17 protein-coding genes are annotated in these 15,039 nt (G+C 71.3%); 10 read left to right on the top strand and 7 right to left on the bottom strand.

Annotated elements, in window-relative coordinates; translation table 11 throughout:
- Nucleotide 1 precedes the first annotated feature (1 nt).
- Entirely contained in the window at nucleotides 2–1,480 is a 1,479-nt protein-coding gene (locus tag ACZ6R6_RS14545; protein ID WP_470093440.1) for a helix-turn-helix domain-containing protein, read from the bottom strand.
- Nucleotides 1,481–1,809: 329 nt separating this feature from the next.
- Between ACZ6R6_RS14545 and ACZ6R6_RS14540 the strand changes: the two genes are divergently transcribed.
- The 5 genes from ACZ6R6_RS14540 to ACZ6R6_RS14520 all read left to right on the top strand — a co-directional run bounded on the left by ACZ6R6_RS14540 (nucleotide 1,810) and on the right by ACZ6R6_RS14520 (nucleotide 5,743).
- The gene (locus ACZ6R6_RS14540; protein ID WP_306861406.1) at nucleotides 1,810–2,163 is read left to right on the top strand and encodes a YbaB/EbfC family nucleoid-associated protein; all 354 of its coding nucleotides are present in this window, start codon (nucleotides 1,810–1,812) and stop codon (nucleotides 2,161–2,163) included.
- 3 nt (nucleotides 2,164–2,166) lie between these two features.
- Complete coding sequence (recR, locus tag ACZ6R6_RS14535) at nucleotides 2,167–2,766, top strand: recombination mediator RecR (RefSeq protein ID WP_030919803.1); 600 nt, start codon at nucleotides 2,167–2,169, stop codon at nucleotides 2,764–2,766.
- Nucleotides 2,759–3,289 (top strand): DUF5063 domain-containing protein, encoded by a 531-nt coding sequence (locus ACZ6R6_RS14530; protein WP_306861403.1) that lies wholly within the window; start codon nucleotides 2,759–2,761, stop codon nucleotides 3,287–3,289. The genes recR and ACZ6R6_RS14530 overlap by 8 nt, the downstream gene beginning before the upstream one ends.
- A 115-nt stretch (nucleotides 3,290–3,404) precedes the next feature.
- Nucleotides 3,405–4,679, top strand: coding sequence for an aspartate kinase (locus ACZ6R6_RS14525; protein WP_470093437.1), 1,275 nt, complete (start codon nucleotides 3,405–3,407; stop codon nucleotides 4,677–4,679).
- Nucleotides 4,676–5,743 (top strand): aspartate-semialdehyde dehydrogenase, encoded by a 1,068-nt coding sequence (locus ACZ6R6_RS14520; protein ID WP_470093435.1) that lies wholly within the window; start codon nucleotides 4,676–4,678, stop codon nucleotides 5,741–5,743. Before ACZ6R6_RS14525 ends, ACZ6R6_RS14520 begins: the two co-directional genes overlap by 4 nt.
- Nucleotides 5,744–5,932: 189 nt before the next feature.
- Here the strand turns inward: ACZ6R6_RS14520 and ACZ6R6_RS14515 are convergent, their stop codons facing one another.
- Nucleotides 5,933–6,634 (bottom strand): hypothetical protein, encoded by a 702-nt coding sequence (locus ACZ6R6_RS14515; RefSeq protein WP_470093433.1) that lies wholly within the window; start codon nucleotides 6,632–6,634, stop codon nucleotides 5,933–5,935.
- Nucleotides 6,635–6,843: 209 nt separating this feature from the next.
- Between ACZ6R6_RS14515 and ACZ6R6_RS14510 the strand changes: the two genes are divergently transcribed.
- Nucleotides 6,844–7,464, top strand: a complete 621-nt coding sequence (locus ACZ6R6_RS14510; protein WP_451932155.1) for a TetR family transcriptional regulator — start codon at nucleotides 6,844–6,846, stop codon at nucleotides 7,462–7,464.
- An 82-nt stretch (nucleotides 7,465–7,546) separates the two neighbouring features.
- Nucleotides 7,547–8,323 carry a bestrophin-like domain gene (locus ACZ6R6_RS14505; RefSeq protein ID WP_470093431.1) on the top strand — a complete coding sequence of 259 codons (777 nt, stop codon included), beginning with the start codon at nucleotides 7,547–7,549 and terminating at the stop codon, nucleotides 8,321–8,323.
- Between the two features lie 65 nt (nucleotides 8,324–8,388).
- Here the strand turns inward: ACZ6R6_RS14505 and ACZ6R6_RS14500 are convergent, their stop codons facing one another.
- A complete protein-coding gene (locus ACZ6R6_RS14500) occupies nucleotides 8,389–8,511 on the bottom strand; it encodes a hypothetical protein (protein ID WP_470093429.1) in 123 nt (40 codons plus the stop codon).
- 837 nt (nucleotides 8,512–9,348) lie between these two features.
- Here ACZ6R6_RS14500 and ACZ6R6_RS14495 point away from each other — a divergent pair.
- Both ACZ6R6_RS14495 and ACZ6R6_RS14490 read left to right on the top strand, forming a co-directional pair.
- Complete coding sequence (locus ACZ6R6_RS14495) at nucleotides 9,349–10,317, top strand: LLM class F420-dependent oxidoreductase (protein ID WP_470093427.1); 969 nt, start codon at nucleotides 9,349–9,351, stop codon at nucleotides 10,315–10,317.
- Nucleotides 10,318–10,450: 133 nt separating this feature from the next.
- Nucleotides 10,451–10,789 (top strand): YkvA family protein, encoded by a 339-nt coding sequence (locus tag ACZ6R6_RS14490; protein WP_470093425.1) that lies wholly within the window; start codon nucleotides 10,451–10,453, stop codon nucleotides 10,787–10,789.
- Here ACZ6R6_RS14490 and ACZ6R6_RS14485 read toward each other — a convergent pair.
- The 3 genes from ACZ6R6_RS14485 to ACZ6R6_RS14475 form a co-directional block, all read right to left on the bottom strand.
- Nucleotides 10,770–11,966, bottom strand: coding sequence for an amidohydrolase family protein (locus tag ACZ6R6_RS14485; RefSeq protein ID WP_470093423.1), 1,197 nt, complete (start codon nucleotides 11,964–11,966; stop codon nucleotides 10,770–10,772). The genes ACZ6R6_RS14490 and ACZ6R6_RS14485 overlap by 20 nt on opposite strands.
- Nucleotides 11,967–12,135: 169 nt before the next feature.
- Nucleotides 12,136–12,876, bottom strand: a complete 741-nt coding sequence (locus ACZ6R6_RS14480; protein WP_470093421.1) for a tyrosine-protein phosphatase — start codon at nucleotides 12,874–12,876, stop codon at nucleotides 12,136–12,138.
- A gap of 36 nt (nucleotides 12,877–12,912) precedes the next feature.
- Nucleotides 12,913–13,698 carry an SURF1 family cytochrome oxidase biogenesis protein gene (locus ACZ6R6_RS14475; protein WP_470093419.1) on the bottom strand — a complete coding sequence of 262 codons (786 nt, stop codon included), beginning with the start codon at nucleotides 13,696–13,698 and terminating at the stop codon, nucleotides 12,913–12,915.
- A gap of 182 nt (nucleotides 13,699–13,880) precedes the next feature.
- Between ACZ6R6_RS14475 and ACZ6R6_RS14470 the strand changes: the two genes are divergently transcribed.
- Nucleotides 13,881–14,549, top strand: coding sequence for a VC0807 family protein (locus ACZ6R6_RS14470; RefSeq protein WP_470093417.1), 669 nt, complete (start codon nucleotides 13,881–13,883; stop codon nucleotides 14,547–14,549).
- Here ACZ6R6_RS14470 and ACZ6R6_RS14465 read toward each other — a convergent pair.
- Complete coding sequence (locus ACZ6R6_RS14465) at nucleotides 14,482–15,012, bottom strand: winged helix-turn-helix transcriptional regulator (protein ID WP_470093415.1); 531 nt, start codon at nucleotides 15,010–15,012, stop codon at nucleotides 14,482–14,484. The genes ACZ6R6_RS14470 and ACZ6R6_RS14465 overlap by 68 nt on opposite strands.
- Between the last annotated feature and the right edge of the window lie 27 nt (nucleotides 15,013–15,039).

Genomic DNA, 15,039 nt, shown 5'->3' with positions numbered 1-15,039 from the left:
GTCAGGGCAGGTCGAGGCCGGCCAGGCGGATCCGTGCGGCCACGGTGCGGTGGTCGTCGGGCGGGAGCGCGGCGATGAGCCGCTCCAGGACCTGGATGTCGTTTCTGGCGTATTCGGTCTCCGCGTAGGCCCACAGGTCGTCGGGGGCGCCCCGTAGCAGCAGGCGGGCGCGGACCTGGCCTTCCAGCTCCTCGCGCTCGCGGCGGATGGCGGGGGCCTCGGAGCGCGGCAGCAGCGGGCCGCCGTAGGCGCGGGCGATCGGGGCGACGTCCTCGGCGGCGAGCAGATCCTTGAGCCTGAGGAAGTCGGCCTCGACCGCGCAGGCCAGGCGGTACGGCTTGGCGGAGATGGCGGGGCCGAGCTGGGCGCGGAGGCGGTGGATCTCGGCGCGGACGGTCACCGGGTTGCCCTGGTCGCCGTACAGGTGGAAGGAGAGCCGGCCGGCCGTCATGCCGTGCGGATTGAGGGCGAGCACGGTCAGGATCTCGGCATGGCGCGGGGACAGCGGGACGCGGACCCCGTCGAGGTGGGCTGAGGGGTGCTCGGTGCCGAGAAAGGACAGGGTGAGCACGGGGACGTGCGCCGGGTCGCCGAGGCGGAGCAGGAAGCCCCCGTCGAGCGGGTCGAGGAAGGCCGTCCGGCCGTCGGGCAGCATCACCCGGTCGCCCGACTCCGGCAGGCGGACGCGCTCGCCCCACCGCAGGGCCCGGTCGCCGGCGACGACGCGTCCGGTCGCGGTGACCAGTGCGCCCGGCTCGCCGCGCAGCGCCCGCAGGCGCCCCTCGTGGCGGGCGCGGAAGCGGCCGTCGCGCTCGTGCATGCGCAGCGCGAGGTGGCTCTCGGCCAGGCGTGCGGTGGTCTCGACGAGCGTGACGGTCGCCGGGTGCAGGGCGCGCGTGGTCCCGCTGATGTCGATGCAGCCCAGCACGTCGCCACTGTCGGGGTCGACGACCGGGGCGGCGGAGCAGGACCAGACGTGGAGCGCCCTGACCAGGTGCTCGGCGGAGAAGACGTGGACCGGCCGCCGGGCCGCGAGCGCGGTGCCCATGCCGTTGGTCCCGATCGCGCGCTCGCCCCAGTGGAAGCCGTCGGCCAGGCCCACCTCGTCGGCCCGGTGCATCACCCGGCGGTCGCCGTCGCGCCAGAGCACCCGTCCGTCGGCGTCGGCGACGATCAGGATGTGCGCGCTCGCCTCGGCGGTCTCCAGGAGCGTCCCGGTGACCAGCGGCAGCAGCGCGCTCATGGGGTGGGCCGCCCTGACCTCGCGGATGTCCTGCCTGCCGAAGGCGGGCGGGGCCGACGGGGTCTCGGGGTCGATGCCGGCGTCCATGGACCGCCGCCACGACGCGGAGATCAGGCTCCGCGCTGCTCCGCCGCCCGGCCGCTCGCCGCCCAGCCCGGCCTCGTGCAGGCGGCGCAGCCGTACCGAGTAGGCGTCCAGATCGGGGACCGGGACGGTTCCGGGGTGGCCGTCGGGCATCTGCTCCCCCCTGCAATCAGGCCGATGGCCGAAGCATCGGTGGTGAGGCCCCCCGCCCGCAACCGGTTCGGGCAAAAGAATGTGCGAAGCGTGATCGGACGGACGCAACCTGTGTGCAACCTGGGTCGGGCTAGGTTTCCGGGCACACGCCGTCGGGTGCGGCCGCTTCGGTGCGTGTGCGTCGGGTCCCGGGCGTCTGGAGGGGGGCCGGGACCCGACCGGGGGTTTAGCGCCCCTCCCCGGGGAACACGTGCTGAGGCCAGTACAAGACCTGGCCGGAACCCCGTAGGCTCGTGACGACTGATGTCACGGACGAGGAGCACACGACGGTGAACCCAGGGGATGTCAACCTGCAGCAGCTGCTGGAGCAGGCACAGCTCATGCAGCAGCAGCTTGTCAGCGCCCAGCAGGAGCTCAACGACGCGGAGGTCGAGGGCTCGGCGGGCGGCGGACTTGTCGTGGCCACGGTCAACGGTGGGGGCGAGCTGCTGGAACTGAAGATCAGTCCGGAGGCCGTCGATCCCGGCGACCCCCAGGAGACGGCCGACACCATCGCCGACCTGGTCATCGCCGCGATCCGCGACGCGGTGCGCGCCGCCGCCGACCTCCAGCAGGAGAAACTCGGCCCGCTCGCACAGGGGCTGGGCGGCGGGAGCGGGCTCGGCCAGCTGCCCGGATTCTGAGCCATGTACGAAGGGGTCGTCCAGAACCTGATCGACGAGCTGGGGATGCTGCCCGGCGTCGGTCCCAAGAGCGCGCAGCGGATCGCGTTCCACCTGCTGGCCGCCGAGCCGGCCGATGTGAAGCGGCTCGCCCACGCGCTGCTGGAGGTCAAGGAGAAGGTCCGCTTCTGCCGGGTCTGCGGGAACGTCGCGGCCGAGGAGGAGTGCCGGATCTGCCGTGACGCCCGGCGCGATCCCCACGTGATCTGCGTCGTCGAGGAGTCCAAGGACGTGGTGGCCATCGAGAAGACCCGCGAGTTCCGGGGCCGCTACCACGTGCTCGGCGGGGCGATCAGCCCGATCGACGGGGTGGGCCCCGACGACCTGCGGATCCGCGAGCTGATGACGCGCCTGGCCGACGGCCAGGTGACCGAGCTGATCCTCGCCACCGACCCCAACCTGGAGGGGGAGGCGACGGCGACGTATCTCGCCCGTCTGGTGAAGCCGATGGGTCTGAAAGTCACACGACTGGCCAGCGGCCTGCCGGTAGGCGGTGACCTCGAATATGCCGACGAGGTCACTCTGGGCCGCGCGTTCGAAGGAAGGAGGTTGCTGGATGTCTGACGCATGGAGTGCTCTGGCCGAACGGATCGCCGAGCACACGGAGAACTACATCGACGGTCTGACCCGGCTGGCCGGCGGCGAGGGCGGAGACGCCATCCTGCCGCTGCTGCTGGTGGAGGTGGCCCAGGTCAGCTCGGCGGGCGCGCAGCTCGGTGCCAGCCAGGACGTGATCCTGTCCGGCAACTGGGAGCCGCACCTGAGCGAGGACCCGGACGTCGACGCCGTCCGCACGGCTCTGGCCGAGCGGCTGGGCCCGGTGGACGACTACGCCGAGGTCTTCGATCCCTACAAGGACACCTCGGTCACGCCCTACCGCCTGTCGGACGACCTGACCGCGGTGGCGGCCGATCTCATCCACGGTCTCCGGCACTACCGGGCGGGCCGCCCGCTGGAGGCGCTGTGGTGGTGGCAATACTCCTACTTCAACACCTGGGGCAACCACGCCGGAGCGGCGATGCGGGCTCTCCAGGCGCTCGTCGCGCATACCCGACTTGACGTCGCGGAAGAGCGCACGATGGTGTGATTGTCCACATACACAACGGTGTGATTGTCCACATAGTGGGCTGGACCAGGAGTGACTTACCAGAGCGCCAGTAGACTGTGAGCTCCACAGCCCTAGATTGCTTCGGAGACATCTCGTGGCGCTCGTTGTTCAAAAGTACGGTGGTTCGTCCGTCGCCGACGCGTCCTGCATCAAGCGGGTCGCCCAGCGGATCGTCGCGACGAAAAAAGCCGGCAACGACGTCGTGGTGATCGTCTCGGCGATGGGCGACACCACCGATGAGTTGCTGGACCTCGCCCAGCAGGTCTCGCCGCTGCCGCCGGGCCGTGAGCTCGACATGCTGCTCACCTCCGGTGAGCGCATCTCCATGGCGCTGCTGGCGATGGCGATCGCCAACCTGGGGCAGGAGGCGCGCTCGTTCACCGGCTCCCAGGCCGGCGTGATCACCGACTCCTCCCACGGCCGCGCGCGCATCATCGACGTCACGCCCGGCCGGATCCGCGAGGCCCTCGACGGCGGCCAGGTCGCGATCGTGGCCGGCTTCCAGGGCGTCTCCCAGGACACCAAGGACATCACCACGCTCGGCCGGGGCGGTTCCGACACGACCGCGGTCGCGCTCGCCGCGGCCCTGAACGCGGACGTGTGTGAGATCTACACCGATGTGGACGGCGTCTTCACCGCGGATCCGCGCATCGTCCCGGCGGCCCGTAAGATCCCCAAGATCTCCTATGAGGAGATGATGGAGATGGCGGCCTGCGGCGCGAAGATCCTGCATCTGCGCTGCGTCGAGTACGCTCGCCGCTTCCACCTGCCGATCCACGTCAGAAGTTCGTTCAGCACCAAGGAAGGCACGTGGGTCGTCTCCGACCCCGACAGTGAAGGAACAGAGATGGAGCAGCCCATCATCTCCGGCGTCGCGCACGACCGGAGCGAGGCCAAGATCACCGTTGTCGGGGTCCCCGACAAGGTTGGCGAGGCTGCCACGATCTTCAAAACGCTGGCCGACGCCGAAATCAACATCGACATGATCGTGCAGAACGTGTCGGCGGCGACGACCGGTCGGACGGACATCTCCTTCACGCTGCCCACGAGCGACGGCTCCACGGCACTCACCGCACTGAAGAAGATCCAGGAGCGCATCGGCTTCGAGTCGCTGCTCTTCGACGACCAGATCGGAAAGGTCTCGCTGATCGGCGCGGGCATGCGCTCGCACCCCGGCGTCACGGCGACGTTCTTCGCCGCCATCGCCGACGCGGGCGTGAACATCGAGATGATCTCCACCTCGGAGATCCGCATCTCGGTGATCGTCGGGCAGGACGAGGTGGACTCGGCGGTCACCGCCGCGCACCACGCGTTCAACCTCGACGCCGACCAGGTTGAAGCTGTGATCTACGGAGGTACCGGGCGATGAGCCGCAAGCCCACTCTTGCTCTGATCGGTGCGACCGGTGCCGTCGGCACCGTCATGCGCGACATCATCACCAGCCGGGACGACATCTACGGCGAGATCAAGCTCGTCGCGTCCGCCCGGTCGGCGGGCAAGGTCCTGCAGGTCCGCGGGGAGGACCTGGTCGTCCAGGAGCTGACCCCCGAGGTCTTCGACGGCGTCGACATCGCGATCTTCGACGTGCCGGACGAGGTCTCCGCCGTCTGGGTGCCGGTCGCCGCCGAGCGCGGCGCGATCGCCATCGACAAGTCGGGCACCTTCCGGATGAACCCCGAGGTCCCGCTGGTCGTGCCGGAGGTCAACCCCGAGGCCGCGCGCAACCGGCCGCTGGGCATCATCTCCACCCCCAACTGCACCACGCTGTCGATGATGGCCGCGATGGGCGCGCTCCACGAGCAGTACAACCTGCGCGAGCTGGTGGTCGCCTCCTACCAGGCGGTCTCCGGCGCCGGTGTGGCCGGCTCGGCCCGCCTCTACGACGAGGTCGAGGCCCTAGCCGGTGACCGGACGGTCGGGCAGAGCGCCGGTGACGTGCGCAAGGTCCTGCAGAACAAGCTGGGCGAGGGCGAGTCGCCGTTCCCGGCGCCGGTGGCCTTCAACGTCGTGCCGTGGGCGGGGTCGCTCAAGGACGGCGGCTGGGCCTCCGAGGAGATCAAGCTCCGCAACGAGTCCCGGAAGATCCTCGGGATCGACGACCTGAAGGTCTCGGCGACCTGCGTCCGCGTACCGGTGATCACCACCCACTCGCTGGCCGTGCACGCGACCTTCGAGCGTGAGATCACCGTCGCCGACGCGCACCGGATCCTGGAGGCCGCCCCGACCGTGGTCGTCATGGACGACCCGGCCAACGGCGTCTTCCCGACCCCGGCCGACGTCGTCGGCACCGACCCCACCTACGTGGGCCGTGTCCGCCAGGCGCTCGACTTCCCCAACACCCTGGACCTGTTCGTCTGCGGTGACAACCTCCGCAAGGGTGCGGCCCTGAACGCGGCGGAGATCGCCGAGCTGGTCGCGGCCGAGTTCGCGTAGGTCACGGACCCGCCACAGGCGCGGGTCCGCAGTGGTTCCCGGGCCCGCGTGGTCCCGCCCGTCGTACGGCCGGAAGACGTCTTCCGGCCGTACGACGGCGCCGGGCGGCGCGGGCTCAGCCGTACGGCGGCGCCGGGCGCCATGAGTTCAGCCGTACGGCGGGGCCGGGCACCACGGGCACCACGGGTGTCAGCGGAAGAGGATGTCCCAGTGGTCGGACTCGCGGGCGTAGACGGTCCCCTCGTCCCGGTAGAGGGCGGCTCCGTCGCCGCGGACGCCGTCGAGGACGTGCTCGCGGGTGATGTAGCCGTTGATGCAGGGGTTGAGCTTGATGTCCAGCTTGTAGCCCCGGTGGTGGCTGTAGCGGCCGGGGGCGTGGCCGATCTCGGTGCCGCCGGTGACGACGACGGGGCAGCCGCTGCGGCGCTTCAGCGCGATCACGTTCTCCACGGTGGCGGCCCGCACCGCCTCCAGTGAGGTGCAGGTCCCCACCCTGCGGTCGCTGCACCCCCCGGACGACATCCAGCGCAGGCCGGCGTTGTGCAGCAACTGTGTGGCCTGCGCGTGGCCGAGCCGTACCGGCTGGCCCGGGGCGGACTCCCCGCCCGGCCGCTCTGCCGCCCTGACCGCGCTCGCCTGCCGGTACAGGCTCCGGGCGTAGCGCCGGGCGGCGGCCAGGACGCCGGCGCCGTAGGCCCCGACGGCCATGGCCCGGAGCCGGGCGGGCCCGACGGCGGCGGACGCCCCCGCGGCCGTCACGGCGACGGACGGGCGCGGACTGTCGGCCGCGGCGGTGCCGTGCGAGGCCGGCGCGATGAGCGATATCTGCAGTGCCAGCAGTGCTCCGGCCGTGAGCCGCGCACGCCGCTGTTTACAGGGACGTGTCCCCATACATTTATCCCTTGTGACGGGAGCCCTCCCACAGAAAGGATCAATCCCACATTGGAACCGGTATGACCCCTCTGGGGGGGTGGATTTTGCCCTGTGATGGTGATCATCGTGATCCGCGATGACCTCACGGCGCCATGGGTCGTACAGTGACGAACGTGGCCGAGCCGACTCAGAGAAGCAGGGGATCAGACAAGACTCGCGAAGTCATCGTGGAGACCGCTTTACGGCTGTTCCGCGAGCGCGGATACGAGGCCACCACGATGCGGGCCATCGCCGCCGAGGCGGGCGTCTCGGTGGGGAACGCCTACTACTACTTCGCCTCCAAGGAGGCCCTGGTCCAGGCGTACTACGACCGGGCGCAGGCCGAGCACGAGGCCGCCTGCGAGGAACTGCTGGCCACCGAGCGCTCCTTCGCCCCGCGCCTGGGCGGGGTGCTGCGGGAGTGGGTGCGCGTCTCGGAGCCCTATCACGAGTTCGCGGTGAAGTTCTTCAAGCACGCGGCGGAGCCGAGCAACCCCCTCAGCCCGTTCAGCGCCGAGTCGTCGCCCGCCCGGGACGCCGCGATCGCGATCTACCGCAGGGTGGTGGAGGGGTCGGCCGACCGGATGGACGCCGAGCTCAGGGCGGAGCTGCCGGAGCTGCTCTGGCTGATGTCGATGGGGGTCGTGCTGTTCTGGGTGCACGACACCTCGGAGGGGTGCCGGCGGACCTACCGGTTCATCGAGCTCAGTGTGCCGCTGGTGGACCGGCTGGTCGGGCTCTCCCATCTGCCGGGCCTGCGGGGGGTCGCCCGGGACTTCATCGCGGGGGTCCACGAACTCCGCGAGTGACGTCCGGCGCGAACCACGAGAATTCCAGTAACGAACACATTACCCTCGGTAGTTACTTCGGTGACGAGTTCGAGGGAGTCTCATGGGCTGGGTAACCATGCTGGTCGTGGCGGCCGTCGCGATCACGATGATCGCGCTTCTCGTGCTCAGGCGGCGGGGCAGGGCGGAGGAGGGGGGCGGCTCCGCGTCGGTGGACTTCTCCGCCAACCTCGCCCTCGCCGTCTACCTGCTGGTGCTGGCCTACGCCGCGGTGCTCTGCCGGGACGCCCTGTCGACCTCGCAGGCCGACGTCCAGGCCGAGGCGGAGGTCCTCACCGAGATGTACTGGTCGGTGGCGCCGATCCCGGAGGCGGCGCCGATCCGGGCGCAGATCCGCGACTACTCCGCCAGGAGCGTCGACCTCGACTGGCCGCTGATGGCCAAGGGGCAGGTGTCCCCGATCCCCACGCTGATGCTGGAGGACATGCGGGCCGCGACGATCCGGCTGCGGCCCGCCGGCGAGGAGAGCAGGGGCCTGCAGCAGGACGCGCTCGGCCACCTGTCCGAGGCCGCCCACGCGCGCGCCGTCCGCACGGCCGACGCCGGCACGGGCCTGGAGAGCATCTTCGTGATCTCAATGATCATCTCCGGGCTACTGGTGATCGCGCTGCCCTGGACGCTCGGGGCCAGGCCCACGCTCCCGTCGATCATCGGCGACGCCGTCAGGGTGGGCGTGGTCGTCATCGGGATCGGCTTCATCATGCTGATCAGCCACCCGTTCGCGGGGCTGGGCGCCGTCGGGCCCGACGCCTTCAAGGCGGCGCAGAAGCAGTACGACCAGATCGACGAGCGGTTCCCGGTGAGATACGCCGCCGAATAGCGGCCAGGTGTGGCGTCCGGGGCCCGTCGGCGGATCTCCGCCGGCGGGCCTCCGCGTCTTCTCCGCTACCGGCGGGCCCTGCCGTTCAGCGCGGCGACCGCGGTGACCGAGATCACGCCGGTGAAGACCACCAAGATGACCAGCCTGCGGTCGGTGCCCCGGCGCCGGTCGGTGAAGCGGTCCAACACCGCCCGCCGCTCCAGGGTGCGGGGGTGGGCGGAGGGGAGCGGCCGGGGCGTCGGGCTCGGGGTCGGAGTGGGAGTGGCCGACGGTGGGGCGACGGCCCGGCGGGGCTGGGGCCTCGGCGGTGCGGGCGGCTCGACGGGCCGGGGCGTGGGCGGCCGGGGTGTCGGCGGCCGCGGGACCGTCGGCGTGGGAGGCGGGGGAGCCGTCGGATACGGAGGCTCGGGCGTGGGATATCCCGGCCCTGGATATCCCGGCCCTGGATATCCAGGATCGGGATATTCGGGGCCGGGATAGTCAGGATCGGGATCACCCGGCTCCGGATGATCGTCGCCGGGGTGTCCGGGCTCCTCCGGGACGGGCGGTGGAGGCTCGGCCGGGTGACCCGGGTGCCGAGGTCCCGCCGCCTCCGCGAGCGCCCTGAGGGCCGCTCTCGGGGCCGCGCCGGGCGCCGGCACGGAGGGCGCCGGGGCCGGGGCGGCGGCCCCGGGCGGCGGCCCGCCGTGCTCGGACCTCCGGCAGTGGCCGGAAGGGGCCGTCCGGCCGTCGGCGGAGGCCGCGGCGCCGGCCGATCCCGCTGGCACGGGCGCGGCGATGCAGGCAGCCAGGACCGCCGCGCCGAGTAGTCGCCGTCGTTGTCTCACGCGCCTGTTCATCGTCACCCGAACGTTCTAACACCTAACGCACGGTGATGAAGGGGTAAGTGAGCAGGCGGTAAAGATCGTTCCAAGGAACATACCGTCCGGTTGGTATGGTCAATCTATTGACGGCCCCCCGATCGGGTGCGGCAAGCTACATCAGAATGTCGTTCTGGACGGCGACCACGGACACGGAGGCGGCAGATGGCTACGGGCGCACGCTGGGGGATGACGGTCCCCTTCTATGACCGCACGCTGGCCGGGTCCAGGGAACTGGTCGCCGAACTGCCCGGGCTCGGCTACACCGACGTCTGGTCGGCCGAGGTCAACGGCGTCGACGGCTTCGTGCCGCTGGCGCTGGCCGCCGAATGGGCCCCCGGTCTGCGGCTCGGCAGCGCGATCGTCCCGGTCTCCACCCGGGGGCCCGGCCTGCTGGCCATGTCGGCCGCCACGCTCGCCGACCTCGCCCCCGGACGGTTCGTCCTGGGCGTCGGGGCCTCCTCCCCGGCCATCGTCGAGCGGTGGAACGCCGGTGAGTTCGTCAGGCCGTTCGCCAGGACCAGAGACACCCTGCGCTTCCTGAGGAAGGCCCTCGCGGGGGAGAAGGTCACCGAGAAGTACGAGACGTTCGAGGTGAAGGGCTTCAGGCTGGAGCGCGCCCCAGAGGTCCCGCCGAAGATCGTGCTCGCCGCGCTGCGGCCCCGGATGCTCCGCCTGGCCGCCGCCGAGGCCGACGGCGCGATCACCAACTGGCTCTCGCCGCAGGACGTGCGGAAGGTCAGGGCCGAGCTCGCCCCGGAGACCGAGCTGATCGCCCGGCTGTTCGTGTGCGTCAGCGAGGACGCGGAGCGGGTGCGGGAGCTCGGCCGGCGGATGCTCGCCGCCTATCTGACCGTCCCGGTCTACGCTGCCTTCCACGAGTGGCTGGGGCGCGGTGAGGTGCTGCGGCCGATGCATGAGGCCTGGGCCGCAGGTGACCGCCAGGCGGCCCTCAAGGCCATCCCGGACGAGGTCGTGGACGCGCTCGTCGTGCACGGCGACGCGGCGACGTGCCGGGCCAGGATCCGGGAGTACGTGGACAGCGGGCTGGACACCCCGGTGCTCGCCCCCATCCCCGGCGGCGAGGTCCCGATCGCGCAGGCCGTACGGGAGCTGGCTCCCACCGCGGGATGACCCGGCGGGCCGTGGGAACCCGGCGCGGGATGGCCCGGCGGGCCGTGGGAACCCGGCGCGGAGGTCACGCGTTATATCGTGAAACGGCGGGGTAGTAGGCCGCCAGACGAACGTGCTCCGAGGAGGTTCCCCCATGGCGAAGGCGGCGCGTGCGGCACAGGCCTGGCGGACGTACAAGAGCGTGAGGGAGCCGGGCTCGCCCGGTCTCGGCGCCCGCCTGCGGGCCATCCCGAAGATGATCGGCGCGGTGATGCGCGGGCAGTATCCCGGCATGGGCAGGAGCAAGCTGGCCATGATGGGCCTGGGCGTGCTCTACATCCTCTCGCCGGTCGACGTCGTCCCGGACTTCCTGGTGCTCATCGGGGTGGCCGACGACTTCGGTGTCTTCCTCTGGCTGATGGGCTCGTTGCTCGGCGAGAGCGGCCGCTACGTCGACTGGGAGCGCAAGCGGGTCAGAGCTTTTCCATCCTGAGCCAGGCGCGGGAGGGCAGCGGGTGGCCGAACAGGCGGGCGGCGTTGCCATAGGCCACCCTGGCGATGTCGGCGGGCGGCAGGCTGCCCAGGTTCGTCGCGACGGCCTTCTGCGTGTCGGGCCAGGTGGAGTCGGAGTGCGGGTAGCCGCTCTCCAGCAGGACGTGCTCCAGGCCCACGGCCAGGCGCACCCCTGACAGGGCGTGGTCGTTGAGCGTGCCGAAGAAGAAGTTGCGGCGCAGGACCTCGCTGGGCTTCAGACCGCCCTCCCAGGCCGCCTCGCCCGCGACCGGGTGGTCCAGGGCGTAGTCGGCCCGCTCGGCCAGCATCGGCAGCCAGCCCACGCCGCCCTCCACGATCAGGATCCGCAGCGCGGGGAAGCGCAGCGGCACGCCCGACCAGAGCCAGTCGGCGCAGGCGAACATGGCACTGGCCGGCATCAGGGTGGTGATCGCCTCGATCGGGGTGTCCGGGGACGGCACCGGGGCCCAGGAGCCCGCGCCGGCGTGCAGGCACACGACGGTCCCCGTCTCCTCGCACGCCTGGAAGAACGGGTCCCAGTGGTCGCTGTGGATGGACGGCAGGCGCAGGCGCGTGGGGAACTCGGGGAAGAGCACGGCCTTGAAACCGCGGGTCGCGTTCTCCCGGATCTCCTTGGCGGCGGTCTCCGGGTCGGTCAGCCAGGGGAGCTGCAGGGCGATGATCCGCTCCGGGTAGGTGCCCGCCCAGACGTCGACGTGCCAGTCGTTCCACGCCCGCAGGACCGACAGGCCCAGCTCCTGGTCGCGGGTCTTGGCGAAGACCATCCCGGACTGCCCGGCCAGCATGCCGGGGAAGCACAGCGCCGCCCAGACGCCGGCCCGGTCCATGTCCTCGATGCGGGCCTCGATGTCGTGGCAGCCCGGCCGCATGTGCTCGAACCGCACCGGGTCGAGCGTCCACTGCTCGCGCGGCAGGCCGGCGCCCACGTCGAGCCCGGCGCACGGGTAGGTGGCGCCGCCGTAGCGCCAGACCTGGTGGCCCGACTCGGTCTCGACCACCTTGGGGGCGAGGTCGGCGTATTTCTCGGGGAGCCGGCCCTCGAACATGTCGGGCGGCTCGATCAAATGATCATCGGCTGAAATGATCACATAATCCCGCCGCCTGGGCTCGGGGTCGGGGAGCAGCGGCGTAGTCACGCGGTAAACCGTACGTCGCTGGCATAACACTCATCAAGCTGCGAGGTCTCCGCTTGGTATCTGTAATGCCTCCCCGCCGGTCCCGGGGCCGCCACAGGGGGAAAGGCGGCGGCCCCGGGGGTGGACCCGCCCCGAGGGTGCTGCTCTTGGCGGGCCCTGATCGGTGCCCCTACCCAGAGATCGTCCGAATATCGGGATTTTTCAGAAGATGTTGTCGAAGGGAAGTTATGACCTTTTCGTCGATTTCCAGGATCCGCGCGCAGTAGTCGCGGACCGGGCCGAGTTCGGTCAGGAACAGCCGCATCGCCTCGGCGGGCGCCTGGCCGAAACCCGGCCACGGCACCGGCTCGCCCGGATTCTCCCGCTGCCAGTACGCGATCAGCCGGGGCGTGGCCAGCCCGGTCAGCGCGTAGTCGGCGATCACGTCCTCCTCCGGCACCGACAGCAGCCGCAGCACCAGCGCCGTGAGCACCCCGGTGCGGTCCTTGCCCGCCGCGCAGTGGACCACCACGGGGGCGTTACCCGCCTCGGCGATCATCTCCAGGGCGCTCCTGATCTCGACCTTCCCGTCGTGGGCCACCTCGTGGTAGCGGTCGGCGAAGAACCGGGCGATCCCGGCGTCGGGCAGGTAGTCACGCTCGACGTTCCAGCGCCGGTGCTCCACCGAGAAGTTGTGGTAGAGCGGGCCGTGGGGCGCCCGGCCCCGGCGCTCGACCTCCTCGGGATGGCGCAGGTCGATCACCGTCCGGACGCCGAGCGCCTCGAAGCGGCCGAGGTCGTCGTCGGCGAGCCAGTGCAGCGAGTCGGACCGGTAGAGCCGCTGCCAGCGCACCTCCAGCCCGTCTTCGGTGGGGTATCCGCCCACGTCCCGGAAATTGTGCAGCCGCGCGAACTCGATATGCCGGATCACGGGCCCCAACCTATCCAGCGCCGGGCGGCGGGGACATCAGGCGCCGACGGGGTCGGCCGCCTTCTTGGCCTCCTCGGCCCTGAGGTCGGCGGCCTCCCGGCGGATCAGCAGCGCCCAGCCGCCGACCGCGATCCCGATGAACAGCCACCACTGCACGCCGTAGGCCAGGTTGAGCCCGCCGCCCGCGCCGACGTCCGGCTCGGGCACCGGGGCCGGCGCCGCCGCCGCCTTGGGCGACTGCTCGGTCAGCTCCACGTATCCGCCCAGGAGCTTGTACGGCAGGCCCCGCCCGATCGCCTCGGTGTTGATCAGCAGGACCTGGCCCGGCGGGAGGCCCGCCCGGTTCTGGATGCCCGAGGACTCCTCGGTCTCGGTGGGCCGTATCCGGCCGGTGACAGTCACCTCACCCGTGCTCGGCGCGGGCACCTCGGGGAGGGCGTCGGCCGTGGCGCCCGCCCTGACCCAGCCCCGGTTGACCAGCACGCCCCGGCCGTTGCCGATGTCCAGCGGGGTGAGCACGTAGAAGCCGACCACGCTGTCCTGGACGCGGCGGCGGACCAGGAGCTGGTGGGCCGCGTCGAACGTCCCCGTCGCCGTCACGGGGTGGTATTTGTCCTGGACGCGCACCGTGCCGCCGGGCGTGGTCAGCCTGTCCACGGGCACGGGCGCGGCCGCCAGGTTGGCGGTGACCTCGTGACTGGCGGTGGACCGCTCCTCATAACGCCCGAACTGCCATTGACCCAGGAACACGAAAGCGGGGATGACCAGCAGGACCACCACGTGAAGGGCGAGCCATCGAGGAGTCAGAAGGAACCGGTACACGCTCCCAAGAGTAGGCACCGGGGGCACCGCTCTCTCCCCCGACCACGTCTTGCGCCGTAGTAGGGTGCCCCGGAACGCCTGATCGTCGGAGTCTCGGGAAGTCTTCCGGACGCTCCGGACATCCCGTACGGTCGGGTGGATCCATCCCCGGAACGTTCCATGATCTCCGGAGCCCGCGCCTGATGACTCTGCTCCTGTCACCCCCCGTGGTCCCGGTCGCGCTGCCCCGGTTCGGGGCGCTGCTGCGGCACGCCGCACCCCGGGTGCTGGAGGGGATGATCCTCCCGGTCGCCGTCTTCTACGTCGGGCTGGTGTTCCTCGGCCCGTACGGCGCGCTGGCCGTGGCGGTGGCCTGGGTCTACGGCGGGATCGCCTGGCGGCTGGCCAGGCGCGGGCCGGTGCCCGGCACGGTGATCCTGGCCGCCGGGACGATCACGGTCCGGATGGTGCTGGCCTGGGTGGCCGAGAACCCCGCGCTGTTCTTCCTGCCGTCCTGTCTCGGTGTCTTCTGCGCGAGCATGGGCTTCCTGCTCACCGCGCGGCTGCGGCGGCCGCTGGTCCAGCGGGTGGCGACCGACCTGGTCCCGCTCCCCGAGCACCTGCTGGAGCATCCGCGGATGCGCCGCTTCTTCGTGGGGCAGTCGGTGCTGTGGGGCGGCGCGCAACTCCTCAACGCGGGGCTGAGCCTGTGGCTGCTGCTCAGCCAGCCCCTGGAGACCTATCTGCTCGTGCGGACCACGGCGGTCGCGGTGCTGCTCGGCGGCGCGGCGCTGATCTCGGTGCTCAGCTTCCGGCGCTGCCTGCGCGCGCTACGGCGCGCGGGCGCAGGCCCGGCCCGGGGCGCGGGGTGACCTCCCGGGGGCCGGCGACCTCGTGGCCGTCGGCGCAGCGGAAGTGCTGTTCGAGCGGGGCCCCGCAGTCGCGGTGGGTCAGCAGCACCGCCGGTCCCTCCTGGTCGGCGAGATAGCGGTCGCCCCACCGCATCAGCGCGATCAGCGTCGGGTAGAGGTCGAGCCCCATCTGGGTCAGCCGGTATTCGTCCCGGCGGCGCTGGCCGGGCTCGCGGTAGGGGACCTTGCGCAGCAGCCCCTCCTCCACCAGCCGGGTCAGCCGGGCGCTGAGCACCTGCCTGGGCGCCCCGGTGGCGGCCTGCATGTCGGCGAAGCGGCGGACCCCGCTGAAGGCCTCCCTGAGCACGAGGAACGACCACTTCTCGCCGACGATGGCCAGGGCGCGCTCGATGGAGCAGTTGTCCACCCGCAGGGGGATGTCACCGGAGGCCGCCTCACTCATGTCCGCATCGTAAGTCGCCATGGCATCTCCTCCAACGCCATCTAAGTC

Source organism: Streptosporangium sp. NPDC048886, assembly GCF_055586905.1.
This window is presented reverse-complemented; position numbering and strand designations above follow the sequence as displayed.

What these genes read in the sequence shown, in the direction of transcription:
- ACZ6R6_RS14545 (WP_470093440.1), bottom strand. Translation starts at nt 1,480, where the DNA reads ATGCCCGACGGCCACCCCGGAACCGTCCCGGTCCCCGATCTGGACGCC.
- recR (WP_030919803.1), top strand. Translation starts at nt 2,167, where the DNA reads ATGTACGAAGGGGTCGTCCAGAACCTGATCGACGAGCTGGGGATGCTG.
- ACZ6R6_RS14530 (WP_306861403.1), top strand. Translation starts at nt 2,759, where the DNA reads ATGTCTGACGCATGGAGTGCTCTGGCCGAACGGATCGCCGAGCACACG.
- ACZ6R6_RS14520 (WP_470093435.1), top strand. Translation starts at nt 4,676, where the DNA reads ATGAGCCGCAAGCCCACTCTTGCTCTGATCGGTGCGACCGGTGCCGTC.
- ACZ6R6_RS14515 (WP_470093433.1), bottom strand. Translation starts at nt 6,634, where the DNA reads ATGGGGACACGTCCCTGTAAACAGCGGCGTGCGCGGCTCACGGCCGGA.
- ACZ6R6_RS14505 (WP_470093431.1), top strand. Translation starts at nt 7,547, where the DNA reads ATGGGCTGGGTAACCATGCTGGTCGTGGCGGCCGTCGCGATCACGATG.
- ACZ6R6_RS14495 (WP_470093427.1), top strand. Translation starts at nt 9,349, where the DNA reads ATGGCTACGGGCGCACGCTGGGGGATGACGGTCCCCTTCTATGACCGC.
- ACZ6R6_RS14490 (WP_470093425.1), top strand. Translation starts at nt 10,451, where the DNA reads ATGGCGAAGGCGGCGCGTGCGGCACAGGCCTGGCGGACGTACAAGAGC.
- ACZ6R6_RS14470 (WP_470093417.1), top strand. Translation starts at nt 13,881, where the DNA reads ATGACTCTGCTCCTGTCACCCCCCGTGGTCCCGGTCGCGCTGCCCCGG.
- ACZ6R6_RS14465 (WP_470093415.1), bottom strand. Translation starts at nt 15,012, where the DNA reads ATGGCGACTTACGATGCGGACATGAGTGAGGCGGCCTCCGGTGACATC.